The following is a 15134-nucleotide window of genomic DNA, read 5'->3' as shown; positions in this document are numbered from 1 at the left end:
TCCCATAAAATAGGACACGCTACGAACTGACGACGGCCAATCTCGTCGACAGCGTCTGCGCCGCGGCCCGCACTGCGGTGACGAGCACGTCGGTCCGGTCCTCCGGGACTCGACGCCTGATCGCGACGATGCTCAATGCCGCTGCCACCGAACCGGACTCGTCGAAGATCGGTGCGGCGATTCCCATCGCATCCGGATCCACCTCGGCGACAGTCAGGCCGTAGCCGGTGGTGCGGATCCGCTCGAGGCGATCGACGAGGCGATCGACGTCGGTCAACGTTCGATCGGTGAAGCGTTGCAGCTCGTGACGACCCAGAATCGAGCGGATTTCCTTCTCCGGCAACCAGGCCAACAGAGTCAGCGCCGACGCGCCGGCATTGATGGGCAGTCGACTCCCCCGCTCGTAGCTCAGGCGCACCAGTTGCTTGGCTCCCTCACACCGCTCGATGCACACTGCCGTGTCGTCGACGAGCCTGGTGAGCAACACCGTTTCGCCCACCTCGTCCGCCAATTCCCGCATCACCGGCTGGGCAATCGTCGTCAATCCGTAACCGCGCCGGGCCAATCGAGCAAGTTCGAGTACCGCGACACCCAACCGAAAGCCGCCGTTGGGGGCTTCCTCGAGAAACGATGCGCCGACCAACGTCTGCAGATATCGATATGCCGTGGAGCGGGCACTGCCGAGAGCCTCGGCAACATCGTTCGCGCTGATCTGCAGCCGATCCTCGGTGAACATGCCCAGGATGATCAGCGCGCGGTCGGCCGTGCTGTTGCGTTCTCTGTATCCACTAGTTTCCGAAGCCATGTCGCCATCATAGTTCTGATTATCAGGACTGCAGTGTCATCAAACGAACCAACACCCTTGACAGCTGTGATCCAGGCCATGAACACTGTCCTGTATTAAACAACAGCAGTCCTGCTTTACAGGACACGGCTTCCGGACGAGGAACACATGAAACCCACCCAACACACGCTGGATCGCGGCACGCTCATCGCCTGCTGCCTCGCGATCGGCGTCGCCCAGATGGGCGTCTCGCTCGCAGCGCCCATTCTCGGCGTGATCCAACGCGACCTCGGAGCGAGCGCTGCGGCGCTGGCCTGGATCCCGGCCGCGTTCATCCTTCCCACCGCCATCCTCGAGCTCAACTTCGGCGTGCTGGGCGACATGTTCGGCCGCAAGAGGCTGCTCGTCTGGGGCGGCGTGCTCGTCTTCGTCGGAGACGTCGTCGCCGGAACGTCGGGAACTCTGACGCAGCTGATCGCCGGGCAGGCCATCGCCGGACTCGGCGCTGCCGCAATCTTTCCCACGTCACTGGCCATGCTGGTCTCGGCAACCCCGGAACGTCAGGAACGAGCCCGCGCCCTGTCTCTCTGGGCGGTCAGCCTGGCGTTCGGTGCCATGATCGCCCCGCTGATCAGCGGCTTCGCCGCCGAACACTTCAGCTGGGGCTGGTCGTTCGCCATTCCCGCCGTGCTGGGTCTCGTCACCGCAGCCGTCAGCGCCGCGGTGATCGTCGACTCGCGTCATCCCGCCGGACGCGGACTCGACTGGCCCGGCCAGATCACCATCGCCGTCGCTTTGCTTGCGCTGCTGTACGCGGTGATCCAGGGCTCCGTGGACGGCTACTCGAGCCCCGTCATCGTGGGCACTTTCGTTCTCGCCGTAGCGTCGTTCGTCGCGTTCGTCATCAGCGAGCAGCGAGCCCGCACCCCGATGCTGAACCTCGCGCTCTTCCGTACGCCCGCCTTCGCGGCGGCCGCCCTGATCGGTTTGCTCGCGATGTTCGGGTTCATCGGAACCGCCTACGCACTCAGCGTGAAACTCGAAGCGATCCTGCACGTCAGCCCGCTGCAGGCAGCTCTACCGTTCGCCCTCATCCAAGCCGTACCGCTGCTCCTCACTCCGTTGCTCCCGCGCCTGTTGATGCGCGTCGCGGCCCGCACCCTGTTGGTCACCGGGCTTTCGGCACTGGCCATCGGTCAGATATGGATGGCTCAGCTACCGGGCGACTCCACCTCACTGCTCGCCATGACCGGCCCGATCCTGCTGCTCGGCACCGGATTCATCACCATGTTCACCGCACTGACGGCCGTCGCCGTCGGAGCCGTCGCCATCGACTACGCCGGAATGGCAAGCGCGGTCACCAGTCTCGTTCGCGAAACCGGCCAGAGCCTCGGCCCCGCGATCGTCAGCGCCGTGGCCTTCGGAGTTGCCGGAGCCACCCTCACCTCCAACCTGTCCGACGGTTCCCTCCCTCCCGAGGCGGTGGGCGTGGCCTCCGGCGTCGCCGAGCAGGGCGGACCGTTGGCGGTGGCCAACGCCGATCTCGGCCCGATCTCGGATCTCGTTGCACCGCTTGCCCGTACGGCCCTCGAAACCGGACTCGACATGGGAATCTACGTCTGTGCCGGGGCCACCGTCCTGGCTGCGCTCATCGCCCTCCTCATCCCCGGCGGAGCCCCGAAGGGCCTCGATGCGGCCCCAATCGATGCGGCAGCGTCACCTGCGGCCGGGCGACTGCTGCCGGCAGGTGAGTGAGATGTCCATGCCCACAATGAATCACGTCTTCACCCTCGATGTCGAGCTGGCTCCTCCGGTGGTCATCGGGCCGACCCCGCACGGAATGCGCCGGGTCATCCCGATCACCGGCGGCCGATTCCAGGGACCGGCCGGATCCGGAACGATCCTGCCCGGCGGTGCGGACTGGAACCTCGTACGCGCCGACGGCGTCACCCATCTGTGGGCTCGCTACACGATCGTCACCGACGACAACGTGCCCATCATGGTCACCAACGAGGGCTGGGGCACCCAGGACGACGCCACCATGGACCGCATCTTCGCCGGCGGCGGTGCCGACGTCGACCGCTGGTACTGCTCGACCAACCCTCGATTCGAAGTGGCCGACCAAGAGTGGAACTGGTTGAACCACAGCGTGTTCGTCGGACACCTCTTGCCCCCGAGCCGCGGCGACCGGGTTCGGATCACCGTCTACACCGACGCCCCCGTTCCCACCCCATCGACGCCCCGAAAGGCGGATCACTGACATGACCACTCCGACCAGGAACACACTGCAGGAAGGTGGTGCTGTGGGCACGCTGCGACAGACCGCCGTCTCGCACATCGGTTTCACCGTTCCCGACGTCGCCGCCACCGCCGACTTCTACGGCCGCACCGTCGGTCTGACGGTGCAGGAGGAACTCGCGAGCGGCGGCCTGCGCCTCGGCTGGGGCCTCGGACACCATGTTCTCGATCTGACCGAAGGTCCGAAAGGACTGTCTCACTACGGCTTCGAAGTCCGCGACTCCGACGGTATCGCCGGAATCACCGCGCGACTGAAGGACGCAGGCCACGATGTCGCGGATCTGGATCCGTCCGTGATCGACCATGCCGTCGGCGTACCGTCGGGCATCTCGGTGACCGACCCCGACGGCACGACGGTGCATTTCCACGGGCCGGTCGCGCGCCAGGGTGAGAACGCTGCCGATCCGGGACGACGCCCGATCAAGTTCCAGCACACCACTCTCGGCACCGACAACGTGGCGCAGATGGTCTCGTTCTTCGTCGACACCGTCGGGTTCCGCATCTCCGATCAGCTCGAGGACGGCAAGTTCGCGTGGTTACGCAGCGACCGCGATCACCACACCCTGGCCGTCGTCGAGAACGGCAACCCCGGCAATCTCGACCACTACTCCTACGACCTCGCCGAGTGGGAGGACTTCAAGTCCTGGTGCGATCGCCTCACCGAGATCGGCGTCGACGTCGTCTGGGGCCCGGGCCGTCACGGCCCCGGCAACAACCTGTTCGTCTTCTTCGACGATCCCGCCGGCAACCACATCGAGCTCTCGGCCGAGATGGAGAAGTTCCACGACGACCGAGCCACGTACGTGACGCGGCAGTGGCGTCCGGTACCCGCGTCGGTGAATCTGTGGGGCGGACAACTGGCGAGCTGGCGCAAGACGAGTGAGAGCGAGATCTGACCGATGGCCTACATCAGTTACGAGCACAACGACATTCGCGGAGTCGGCGAGGTCGACGGCGACACTCTGATTCCGCTGCAGGGCATCGACGCGATCGGACGGACCAGCTCGCTCGAGGCACTCGCCGGCGCGGATCGGCTGACCCAGGAGCGCCTGCCGATCTCGGACGTGCGGGTGCTCCCGGCGGTCACCGACCCGGCCCGAGTGATCTGTGTCGGCCTGAACTACCGCGACCACATCGCCGAAACCGGACGCGAGTTCCCCACGTATCCGGTGATGTTTCCCAAGTACGCCTCCAGTCTCATCGGGGCCTACGACGACATCGCCGTACCGCCGGAGAGTGCAGAGGTGGACTACGAGGGCGAGATGGCGGTGATCATCGGACGCTCCGGCCGGCGCATCACCGAGGAGAACGCGCTCGACCACGTTCTGGGCTACACCGTCGCCAACGACATCACGATGCGTGACTTCCAGTACAGGACGCACCAGTGGATGCAGGGAAAGGCATGGGACGCAAGCACTCCCCTCGGCCCCCGCATCGTCTGCCCCGGCGAGGTGGACCTCGCGAGCTGCGGCATCCGCACCGTCGTCAACGGCGAGAAGGTACAGGAATCGGATCTGTCGCAGTTGCTGTTCACGGTGCCGAACTTGATCGCGACCATCTCCACGTTCACCGCCCTCGAGCCCGGTGACGTCATTCTCACCGGCACCCCCGGTGGCGTCGGATATCGCCGGAAGCCGCAGCTGTTGCTGAAGCCGGGCGATCACGTGAGCGTGGAGATCGACGGTGTCGGATCGGTCAGCAACAGACTGGTGGCGGAAGTGCTCTGAGGCTTGGTGCTCGGCTGTCTTTGATGGACGTCAGTGCGAATTGCGCTGCAGCACAGCCACCATGCTCGAACCCGGTTCGTATCGACTGATCCACGTCGCCTGGACGGCGTGGTAGAGATCGGGCTTGCCGCTCCACACCGTCGCGGCCGTACGATTGCTGCTGTCGAGTTCGTGATGCCAGGAGCCGTCGGCGCGGTCGAGGAAGTATTCGGCGGCGACATCCCACCAGGTGCGGTAGTCCTGCTCGTAGCGGTCTTCTCGGGTGTGGCGCGCGAGTGTCGCCGCCGCACCGATCGCCTCGCACAGCACCCAGTGCAGACGTTCGGTCACGACCGGCTCCCCCGACCAGTCCGTGGTGTAGACGAATCCGGGCGTTGGCCCGAGTTGCCAGCCGTCGACCGCTGCGCGGTGGTAGAGCGCTCGGGCGGCGGCGATACGGTCGTGCCCGCTCGCATCGAGGCTTGCCTGCACGAGAAGCCGGGCCCACTCGAATCCATGGCCGACTGTGGCTCCGTAGGGCTTGAACTGGTTGGCGGTGTCGTCGCTGTTGTACTCGAGCTGCGGGATCCACTCGGCGGTGAAATGCTCCGGAACACGCCAGTCGTTCGCTTCGGCCCAGCGACATACGTTGTCGCAGATGCGCAGTGCCCGCTCGCGCCAGATCCGCGGTGCGCCGGCATCTGCAGCGGCCAGCAGTGCCTCGACCATGTGCATGTTGGCATTGATCCCGCGGTAGTCGTCGAGCACGGACCAGTCCGCAGTCCATGTTTCCGAACACATCCCGTGATGATCGTCCCAGAAACGACGTTCGACGGTATCGAGTGCCTCCTCGAGAAGCTGTCGGCCATGGGGGTGCCCCACTGCGGTAGCAGCCGACGCGGCAAGTACCACGAAGGCATGCGTGTAGGCCGATTTCACTGCTTCGGGCGAGAACGCGTCGGCACTGGACTCGAACCAACCACCGTTCGTGCTGTCTCGCAACGTCGTCAGTAATCCCTCGAACACCCGATCGGCTTTCCTCCGAGACCCCGGCCGTCCCAGCATCGAGGCGAGAAAGTGCACATGCGCCATCCGCGCGGTGATGTACGTATGGGCCGGATGATCGAGGTCGGGGTTCCCTCGGCCGTCCAACCACGCGGCACCACCGGCCGGGTGGTCGAGTGTGGTTCCGAAATCGAGAAGCCTCGACGATTCGGTGTCGAGCCACAACTGATGCGAGGGCAGCGTCAGCCAGCTGCGACCATCTCCGGTATCCATGTGTTCATTGTGCGCCCGACGAGAAAGCACCCGACGCCGGTCAGCGAGAGACGCTGTAGCGCAGGTACATCCATCCCGATACCGGGAAGAGCTTCTGTTCGGCGAGAACGAGGTCGAGGTGATGTCCCACCGGAAAGTAGGGCTTGCCACTGCCCAGGATCGTCGGCAGCAGGATGACCTCGAATTGATCGATCAGGTCGACCAGTGAGGCTGCCAAGGCTGCTCCTCCCACAGCCAGCGTTCCCTCGGTCTCCCGCTTGAGCCGCTCCACCTCGGCGATCGCGTCTGCGCTGCGCACCAGGCGGCAGCCGTCGGGAACGGAGTCGAGGGTGTCGGAGAAGACGATCCGGGGAGTGGCCTTGTACAGCTCGGCGAACTCCGCCTCTACTTCGTCGCCGTCGAGGCGTTCCGGATCTGTCCAGAAGTCTTCCATGGCCTCGTACAGTCGGCGTCCGAACAGAAACGCAGCGGTCGCTTCGGTCTGCCGATTGGAGAATCGATGTGACTCCGCGTCGGGCACCGAGAAGTCGAGACTGCCCGCCGAGTCTTCGATGTAGCCGTCGAGGGAAACATGCATGTTGTAGGTCAGTATGGCCATGTCACTCCTGGGGTCGGTTGGATTCGAGAGTATGACTTCGACGGCCCCCGGAATTCACCGGCCAGCAGGTCAGTCCAGGATCGCGGTGGCCTCCACCTCGACGAGAACGTCGGGCTCGAACAGGTAGTCCACGCCGATCAGCGACGCAGGTGGCATCGGAGTAGGTAGTCCGATCTCCTCGACGACGCGGGTGACGCCGTCCATGAACTCACCGATCCGCTCCGGAGCCCAGTGCGTGACGTAGAACGTCAGCCGCAGGACGTCCTCGAATGTTGCTCCTGCACCGGCCAATCCGATCGCGGTGTTGCGCAGCGCCTGCGCCACCTGCCCGGCGAGGTCGTTCTCGGCGATCGCCGACCCGTCCTCGTTGCGCGCAATCTGACCGCTGACGTGGATATGTCGAGCCCCCTGGCCCACTGCTACGTGGTGATACGGGGTGGGTTGCATCATGCCGGACGGGGTGAATCGAGTGACGCTCATGGAGTTCCTTTCGTGGTGACCGAATCGCGGTATAGCATTGATACTTGGTACACAAAGGACACTTCAAGGGAACCTGGTTTCATGACCGATACCGCCGATGCCGCTACAGAACTGACGATCAGTGCCCCTCACCGTGAGCTGTTGGATCAGGTACTGGACAAATGGTCACTTCAGGTGCTCAACGAACTGTGCGAGCGCCCCTGCCGATTCAACGATCTGCGCCGTGCAATTCCGGCGGTGACTCAGAAATCCCTCACCGCAACGCTGCGGAAGCTCGAACGCAACGGAATCATCGAACGCACGGTTCTCAGTACTCGCCCGGTGGCGGTGGAGTATCGAATGACGCAACTGGGCAAAACTCTTCGGGCACCCGTCGACGTGCTGTTGGCCTGGGCGGCCGCTCACATGCACGAAATCGACAGTGCACGAGAGCGATTCGACGCTCTCTGATCCGCTCACCGCAGCAGCGTGCTGCCCGAACGTTCGAGATCTCGGAGGAGAGGTACACCATGGCGAGCAATCCACAGCACTCCACCGCGCGCGCTGACGCGTTGCTGTCCGGCCTGGTTGCGATGCTGCAACCGAAGAAAGTGGTCACCGTGGGTGCCGGCAGCGCCGGAACCGCATTGTCGCGGGCTCTCGAATCGGCGGCACCCGAAGTCTCGCCCCAACTCTGGAACTTCGTCGCTAGTCCCAGCGAGTCGGTCACCGAGTCCTTGTTCGACTTGCCCCCTCGGGATCTGCACGACATGGGCCCATTCGACCTGGTCTGGATCGACGATGAATCCCTGGTGTCGAACGCACGGATCCTCCGTACTCTGTGGCCACACGTTGCGAAGGGAGGCGTTGCCGCCGTACAGAACTCGTTCTCTCCGGCCGGGTCGAATCCTCTGTGGAATGCCATTCTGCGTTTCGGTGCCGACGACATCGAGACCCTGACGCTTCCGGGAATCGGCCTTCTGAAGAAGCGATCGGAGCCCGTTCGCGAGGTCGATTTCACCGACGAGATGGTGTCCGCCACCGGGGTTCCGCTGCGGTTCGAGTCCATCGGCGTGCACGACGATGCGCCGCTGCTGGACCACGCGACCGGCGTGCTTCATGCTCTCGCGGATTCGGATCTTCGGGCGGTCCTCTTCGCGATCGGCAGTGGAGTCTCGACACTGGCTGCGCTGCAATCCCACACGTCACTGTCGGTCCGTGCGACACACAAAGCGATCGCACGCCTGCTGACCCTGTCGGTGGTGACCCGGGTGGACGATCGACTCGTTGTGGACGAGAACACGGTGAAGAGTTTTCGGAATCTTCCGCGCACGACGCCCCCACCGACCGACATGTCTCGGTACAGCCGGGACCGACCCGAATTTCTGAAGGCAATCGCACGCCAGCTGAGTACGACGGGATGGTCCTCGGAGCATCAGGTCAACGAATTGTGCAGCTTCTTCGGCGACGACTACGCGACATTGCGACGCGAGCTCGTCGACACCGGGTTTCTCGAGCGAAACAGCGCAGGTTCGATGTACCGGGCGCAGAGCAACGACTAGATCGCCTGGCCCACGGCCATGCGGAGGGGGCCCAGGATTCGGACGACGGCGTTGCGGGCAACCACAGGGTGAGGGCAGCAAACTTTGCTGGTCGCCATTCGGAGGTTTCCATGTACCTGCACGTTCAGTCACTCATTCACGACATTGCCACCGACGAGCCCGATCCGGCCGCCGCGAACGCCCTTCAGGAGGGCCTCGGTGGACAGTTCGGCGAGATGCGCACGATGATGCAGTAACTGTTCCAGGCCATGAACTTTCGTGGGGCTGCGGCCAAGCCGTACCGCGATCTGATCCAGGGAATCGGCACCGAGGAGATCAGTCACGTCGAGCTCATCGGCACCACCATCTCACGGTTGCTGGACGGCTCGCCGCAGTACCAGGGCAAGCTGGAAGACCCGCTGGACACGCCCGGTGCGGGCGGAGCCACTCCGTTGAATCTCGCTCTGTCACAGGGCAATATCCACCACTACCTCGTCGGAGCACAGGGCGCACTACCGGTCGACTCCGTCGGCAACCCGTGGAGCGGTAGCTACGTCTACAACTCCGGCAATCTGGTTCTCGACCTCATGTACAACCTGATGCTCGAGTCGACCGGCCGCCTCCAGAAATGCCGGATGTACGAGATGACCGCCAACAAGGCTGCGCGATCGACTATTTCGTACCTGATCGTGCGCGACCAGGCGCACGAGAACGGCTACGCGAAGGCCCTCGAAACCCTCGGCGTCGAGTGGAAGAAGACGCTGCCGATTCCGAAGACCAACGCCGAGAAGTTCCCGGAGGTCCAGAAATTGGTCGAACTCGGCCTGCAGAGCAAGCAGTACAGCTTCGACCTCACCGGGGCGTCCGAGGCCGGACGCATTTACCAGGGCATGTCGCCGTCCAAGGACGGCACCGACCTCGATGCCAGTGAGCAGGCCCCCGCCGGCGCTCCGATGAAGATCTCACCCGAGCGACTCGAGGAGCTCGCGCCCGGACTCGACACCGACCTCATGGAGCTCATTCAGCAGACGGCCGAGATGGAGATGGCAGATATCGACGCCACGTTCGGAAAGATGAAGTAACTCCGATACTTTTGTAGCCCGACCTCCATCGCACGACGGAGGTCGGGCTTCGTCACGTCCAGTACAGCAGCTGCGCTTCGGGTAGGACTGATTCGAGTTCTTCCACGAACCACGTCCGCATTTCCGACATCGTGTCCTTCGGGTAGACGTACTTCACGCCACCGAACTTGTTTCTCTTTGCTGTGCGGGCACTTTCGTCCATCTCGAGCTTCGTCCCCGGGTACCAGCTCAACAGCACGTCCTTGCTCGACGGCGTGAACCGATGAGTGATGATCTCGGCAGTCAGGTCCAGATCGGGAACGTCACCCAACGCCTCGGCGACATTCGAGAGAAGTCGGCCGTACTGCTCTCGCCACCCCGGGATGGGCATGATCGGAGCGATGGTGAGCCCCACTCGATATCCGGCCAGCGCAAGCTGCCGTAGCGCCTCGATTCGAGCAGGCATCCGCGCAGTTCCGCCCTCGAACCGATGCGCGATGTCATCGGCATTGACCGACAAGCGAACTCGGGTACGGCGTCGGTGGTCCAACGTCACCAACTCGGTGACGTCGTCGAATTTGGTCGTGAAGCGCAACGACACGTCATCGCCGTAATCCCCCGCGCCCACTCGACGAACGGCCTCGGCGAGGGATCCCGTCACATGCTCGATACCCAACGGATCCGTATAGCAGGACAACTCGAAGGTGGTTCCCTCGTGCCCACGTTCCTCGGTGCCGGAGGTGATCGTGCCGCGGCCTGCGTGGGTACCGATGCCGGACAGTACGTCGTCGATGTTGGCGAACACCCTGGTGATCGGCGGCCCGGACAACGACCCCGCCAGATAGCAGTACTGACAGTGGGCCGGGCATCCCTTCGCCAGATCGATACGCCAGTCGGCGCTCGGCGGAATCGGTTGTGGTTTCAGCACACTCGGTGGTGCGACCACCACGGCCATCGTCGTCTTGGCTCGCGCGTAGGTCTCTCGCTCGGTCTCGCCCCGTAGACCCGTCAGGCGGTCACCGGGCAGCACGTCGATCTCGGTCACACCGGCCGCTTCGCACCGTCGAACTATCTCCGCAGTGTGGGGAAGCTCCGATGCAGACCGCGTGATCAGGACGCGCGACGGCGTCCAGAGTCGAGTGGGTGCAGAGAGGGTGTCGTCCATTATCTGGAGTCAACGCCCGCACACGGTGGATCCTTCCCGTTTCGGGGTTACGAGATCCAGGTGTTCGACGGTACCTCGGCGGGCCTACCCAACAGATAGCCCTGTCCTTGAACGAAACTCGGCAAGGCGTCGAGCTGGTCGGGGGTTTCGATGCCTTCGACCACGCACCCCAGATGTAGATCTCGGGCGAGGTTGATGATCGCCCGAACGATACTGCTGCTCGTCTCGTCGCTGGTCATCGTGGCGGTGAACGACCGATCGATCTTCACTGCGCTCACGGGCAGTGTGGCCAGATAACGCAAGCTCGCGAATCCGGTGCCGAAGTCGTCGATGGCGATGCCGACACCCAACTCACGCAGTTCACCGAGCTGACGCAGCATCGAGGAGCCGGACTCGAGCAGCACCGACTCGGTGAGTTCGAGAATCAGGTCCGCCGGAGCCATTCGGTGCCGTCCCAGAGCCGCGCTCACCACAGCAGCCATGTCCACGTGTTGAGCCTGCCGGGCACTGAGATTGACGGCAATCGTGACGGGGACACCCGAGTCCGAATCGAGCGGGTTCGCCGTACGCCATCGCACCAGAGTTCCCAGTGCGTCGTCCAGCACACGCTCCCCGAGCTCGGAGATCAGACCGGTGTCCTCGGCCACCGGGATGAATCGGTCCGGCGTAATTCCTGCGCCCTCGTCGTCACGCAAGCGCGCGAGTGCCTCGAAGCTCGTGAGCGCTCTGCTGTCCAGGTCGTAGACCGGCTGATAGACGACGTTCAGCCTCGCAGCTCCGCGGTGTTCGGGATCGAGGGCACTCCGCAAGGTCCGCTCGATGTAAGCACGCTCGAGGGCGTTCGCGCGCAGCGCGTCGTCGAACAATTCGATCCGGTCCTTACCGAGTTGCTTGGCCCGGTACATCGCGGAATCCGCGTCCCGCAGTACCTCCTGCGCGCTGGCACCCTTGCGAACCAACACCATGCCCACGCTGGCCGACACCACGTACTGGCTGCCCTGATACACGATCGGCGCGGCGAGAACCGCTCGGATGCGCTCGGCGACGCGTTCCGCCAACCCGGCACCGGCACGCTTGTCGGCACCGCGCTCGGCCGGCAACGCATCGACGACGAGGACGAACTCGTCACCGCCGACACGGGCAATCGAATCGTTGGCTCGCAGCACCGACCGCAGCCGTCGCGCAACCTCGACGAGAACCGCATCACCGGCAGCATGCCCGCCGGTGTCGTTCACTCGTTTGAATCCGTCGAGATCGCAGAACAGCACCGCAGCAGCGGCTCCCGTGCTCTCACCGCGTGCGATCGCCGAGCCGATACGGTCGAGCAGCAGCATCCGATTGGGCAGCCCGGTCAGCGGATCCTGCAGGGCCGCTCGCTCGAGCGCGAGTTCTGCCTCGACGACGTCGGTCACTTCCCGCACCACCGAGAGGACCTCCGACACCTCACCCGACGGCCCACGTCGAAAGGGCGTGGTGCGTCGAGACAACCACCGCAGCGAGCCGTCGGCCGCGAGTACCCGATACCGGATACTGACGCTCTCGCCCTCCGGAAGCGATGCCGCGGTTCGGTCCGCCGCTCGGACGACCTCGACATCTTGTTCCACCACCCCGTCCAATCGATCCTCGCCGTCAGTGGAGTCGTCGGACCGACCGAGTCCGAGCCACGGCACCCGACCGTCCTCGACCGCTCCATCCGAAGTCGGTCCGGTCAGTAGCGACCGCAGGCTGCGAGAAGCCCACGTCACCCGGCCGGTATCGACGGCGGTGACGGTCGTGATGTCCGGTGAAGCAGTCAACACCGCGTCACGAAAGGCCCGGGCCTGCTCGAGTTCGGCTCGCGCCGCCCGCTCGGCGGAGACGTCCTCGGAGAGCACCATGGCACCGACTATCCGGCCCGAATCATCCCGCAACGGCCTCGCTTCGACCTGAAAGATTGCGCCCGTTCGGGGGCTGACGGTATCGAACGAAATCTCCTCACCCGCCACGGCCGCCAGGTAATGCGGCTCGAGCATCGCGAAGGCTTCCGGCGACACCGTGTCTCGGAGCAGCTGCCCCTCCATCCGCCGCGGGTCGTAGCCCTCGGCCACCAGACCGGCACCCTCGACGAGGACGAATCGTAGATCGCAGTCCACGACCAGAACGGACGTGTGCGGCAGGTTGGCTGCCAGCTGCCGGTATCGAGCCTCGCTCGCATCGTCGAACATCGAAGGCGAGCGGAGCAACGGACCGTAGAAGCGACGCATCCCCAGATAGATCACACCGGCAAGTGCCGTCGATGCCGTTACCGCGACGTCGAGGGTGCCGCCCATCGACTCCCGCATCGCGTCGAGCATCCCCCCGCCTGAACCTGCAGCGAGATGCGAGGCGTGGCCGTCGAATCCTGTCCACAAGTGCACCGCGTGCACCAGGTGATGCGCGGCGCAGGTCAGGAAGATCGCTGCTGTGGCCACCGCCAACCTGTTGTTGCGCAGCTGTCCGGTCCGCATCAGCCCACGGACGATGAACAGCACGATCCCCAGATACGCGGCAGCGGTGATCCCGTTGAGGACCACCACCCACACCCAGCCGCTCACAGTGCGTGCTCACCGAATCGAGTCCGACAACAGTGGCTCTGGTTCCACTCGACACAGACGACGGGCATGACGCGACCCCCAGGGTTGTAGCCCACCGCGCAGAAAGACCGGTCCGGCCGGAAAATCCGAGTCGACCAGCCGCTCAGCACTTTGATATTCGACGAAGGTTATCCCACTCCGATTACCACAGCCGCCATTGGCGCAGCCCGAAAAATAGGTGTCGGCCTGGTGATTTCACCCTCCCGCGCAGCCCTCGACACAGCGTCGAACCCCGCCGACCCCGTGGAGCCGAGTCGTCGGGTAAGAAGCTCTCATGCCTTTCGCCGACGAACTCCTCGGCCCGGACGCGGCCGGCACGCTGTTTCGGACCATGCGCACCGCCGCTCCGGGCGCAGACCTGTCGGTACTCGAAGGATCGATCGATCGGCTGGGTCCACTCGCGCTTCGAGCCCGCGCAGATCTGTTGCGTGACGGCCTGCTCTCGGCACTGCCCGGCACCTACACGGAGTTCGCCCGCATCATCCGACGTGCCGCCACCGATCCCGACTTCCAGGGCTGGTCGATCTGGCCGGTCACGAGCGCTGTCGCATCGAAGGCCGTCGAGGAGAACACCTCGAGCGCATTCGACGACGGAATGGCCTTGCTCGCCGAGCTCACCGGCCGACTCAGCTCGGAATTCGCCATCCGCTCGTTTCTTCGAGCCGACCTGGATCGGTCGCTCGCAATCGCGTCGGACTGGACGACATCCTCGGACGAGCATGTGCGGCGTCTGGCGTCTGAGGGCACCCGCCCGTATCTTCCGTGGTCGGTGCGCGTCCCCGAAATACTCGCGCGCCCGGGCGTCACGGTGCCGATCCTGGACCGGCTCTACCGAGACGACAGTGATTACGTTCGACGTTCTGTCGCGAACCATCTCAACGATGTCAGCCGAGACGTCCCGGACTTGGTCGTCGGGACCACCACCCGGTGGCTCGACAGCCCGGACGCACACACCGAAAAGCTTGTGCGACATGCACTTCGGACGGTGATCAAGAAGGGAAACCAGGACGCGCTCGAGCTGCTCGGGTTCGCTCCGGCCGACCTCGATGTGGACGGCCCCACCCTCGACGTCACGGAGCTGCCCATGGGCGGAGAAGTGGAGTTCACGGCCTCGATCCGCAACGTCGGCACCGAACCGGCCAAGGTTGCGATCGACTACATCGTGCATCACACCAAAGCCAACGGTGGGGTGACGGGGAAGACGTTCAAGCTGACGACCGGAACGATCACGCCCGGCGACAGCATCGATGTGCGGCGGCAGCATTCGTTCAAGCCGCTGACCACACGGAAGTACTACCCCGGCCCACACTCCATCGAGCTCCAGATCAACGGTGTGAGTTACGGTCGCGCCGATGTCGGACGGGTCGACGGGCAAGCGCGAGATCACCGAGGGAGTTGCGACGAGCACGGCGATGCCGAGCACCACCGCCAGCCACCGCCACTTCTTGCGCACCTCTTCGACCGTACGGACGTACCCGAGGTGCTGCATGTGAGCTGCACGACGCTCGCCGCTAGCCCCCGAGCGAGAACTCCGCGCGACCGTAACTCACACCGTTGATCTGGAGCTCGATGGAGTGTGGGCCGGGGTAGTACTTCCGTGTGGTCAGCGGCTTGAACGAATGCTGCCGCCGC

At 64.4% G+C, this 15134-nt stretch carries 13 protein-coding genes and 1 pseudogene; 8 read left to right on the top strand and 6 right to left on the bottom strand.

The window, feature by feature from the left end; translation table 11 throughout:
- Window positions 1-19: 19 nt before the first annotated feature.
- Entirely contained in the window at window positions 20-805 is a 786-nt protein-coding gene (locus CH256_RS06140) for an IclR family transcriptional regulator (RefSeq protein ID WP_094638652.1), read from the bottom strand.
- A gap of 147 nt (window positions 806-952) precedes the next feature.
- Between CH256_RS06140 and CH256_RS06135 the strand changes: the two genes are divergently transcribed.
- Genes CH256_RS06135 through CH256_RS06120 form a run of 4 tightly spaced genes read left to right on the top strand, consistent with a single transcriptional unit; the run spans window position 953 to window position 4809 of the window.
- Entirely contained in the window at window positions 953-2539 is a 1587-nt protein-coding gene (locus CH256_RS06135) for an MFS transporter (protein ID WP_094669102.1), read from the top strand.
- A gap of 1 nt (window position 2540) precedes the next feature.
- Window positions 2541-3044: a DUF3237 domain-containing protein gene (locus tag CH256_RS06130; protein ID WP_179272015.1), complete on the top strand. Its 504-nt coding sequence runs from the start codon at window positions 2541-2543 to the stop codon at window positions 3042-3044.
- A 1-nt stretch (window position 3045) separates the two neighbouring features.
- Window positions 3046-3978 carry a VOC family protein gene (locus CH256_RS06125; protein WP_094638649.1) on the top strand — a complete coding sequence of 311 codons (933 nt, stop codon included), beginning with the start codon at window positions 3046-3048 and terminating at the stop codon, window positions 3976-3978.
- Window positions 3979-3981: 3 nt separating this feature from the next.
- Complete coding sequence (locus CH256_RS06120) at window positions 3982-4809, top strand: fumarylacetoacetate hydrolase family protein (RefSeq protein WP_094669100.1); 828 nt, start codon at window positions 3982-3984, stop codon at window positions 4807-4809.
- 30 nt (window positions 4810-4839) lie between these two features.
- Here CH256_RS06120 and CH256_RS06115 read toward each other — a convergent pair whose 3' ends face one another.
- From CH256_RS06115 to CH256_RS06105, 3 genes are all read right to left on the bottom strand, one after another.
- A complete protein-coding gene (locus CH256_RS06115) occupies window positions 4840-6066 on the bottom strand; it encodes an AGE family epimerase/isomerase (RefSeq protein WP_094669099.1) in 1227 nt (408 codons plus the stop codon).
- A 40-nt stretch (window positions 6067-6106) separates the two neighbouring features.
- A complete protein-coding gene (locus CH256_RS06110) occupies window positions 6107-6664 on the bottom strand; it encodes a dihydrofolate reductase family protein (protein WP_068054217.1) in 558 nt (185 codons plus the stop codon).
- A 69-nt stretch (window positions 6665-6733) separates the two neighbouring features.
- The gene (locus CH256_RS06105) at window positions 6734-7144 is read right to left on the bottom strand and encodes a RidA family protein (RefSeq protein ID WP_094669098.1); all 411 of its coding nucleotides are present in this window, start codon (window positions 7142-7144) and stop codon (window positions 6734-6736) included.
- 81 nt (window positions 7145-7225) lie between these two features.
- Here CH256_RS06105 and CH256_RS06100 point away from each other — a divergent pair, with 81 nt between their 5' ends.
- The 3 genes and pseudogenes from CH256_RS06100 to CH256_RS06090 all read left to right on the top strand — a co-directional run bounded on the left by CH256_RS06100 (window position 7226) and on the right by CH256_RS06090 (window position 9746).
- Complete coding sequence (locus tag CH256_RS06100; RefSeq protein ID WP_094669097.1) at window positions 7226-7594, top strand: winged helix-turn-helix transcriptional regulator; 369 nt, start codon at window positions 7226-7228, stop codon at window positions 7592-7594.
- Between the two features lie 59 nt (window positions 7595-7653).
- On the top strand, window positions 7654-8685 hold the full coding sequence (locus CH256_RS06095; RefSeq protein WP_094669096.1) for a DUF2087 domain-containing protein: 1032 nt from the start codon (window positions 7654-7656) through the stop codon (window positions 8683-8685).
- A 110-nt stretch (window positions 8686-8795) separates the two neighbouring features.
- Window positions 8796-9746: pseudogene (locus CH256_RS06090) on the top strand (manganese catalase family protein).
- A 52-nt stretch (window positions 9747-9798) separates the two neighbouring features.
- On the opposite strand, the gene CH256_RS06085 reads toward CH256_RS06090, so the two are convergent.
- Complete coding sequence (locus tag CH256_RS06085) at window positions 9799-10890, bottom strand: spore photoproduct lyase family protein (RefSeq protein WP_094669095.1); 1092 nt, start codon at window positions 10888-10890, stop codon at window positions 9799-9801.
- A gap of 47 nt (window positions 10891-10937) precedes the next feature.
- A complete protein-coding gene (locus CH256_RS06080) occupies window positions 10938-13463 on the bottom strand; it encodes a putative bifunctional diguanylate cyclase/phosphodiesterase (protein WP_094669094.1) in 2526 nt (841 codons plus the stop codon).
- 313 nt (window positions 13464-13776) lie between these two features.
- On the opposite strand from CH256_RS06080, the gene CH256_RS06075 reads away from it, so the two are divergent.
- On the top strand, window positions 13777-15060 hold the full coding sequence (locus tag CH256_RS06075) for a DNA alkylation repair protein (protein ID WP_256989382.1): 1284 nt from the start codon (window positions 13777-13779) through the stop codon (window positions 15058-15060).
- Window positions 15061-15134 lie beyond the last annotated feature (74 nt).

It is taken from the genome of Rhodococcus sp. 05-2254-6, from assembly GCF_002258565.1.
Classification (GTDB): Bacteria; Actinomycetota; Actinomycetes; order Mycobacteriales; family Mycobacteriaceae; genus Rhodococcoides.
This window is presented reverse-complemented; position numbering and strand designations above follow the sequence as displayed.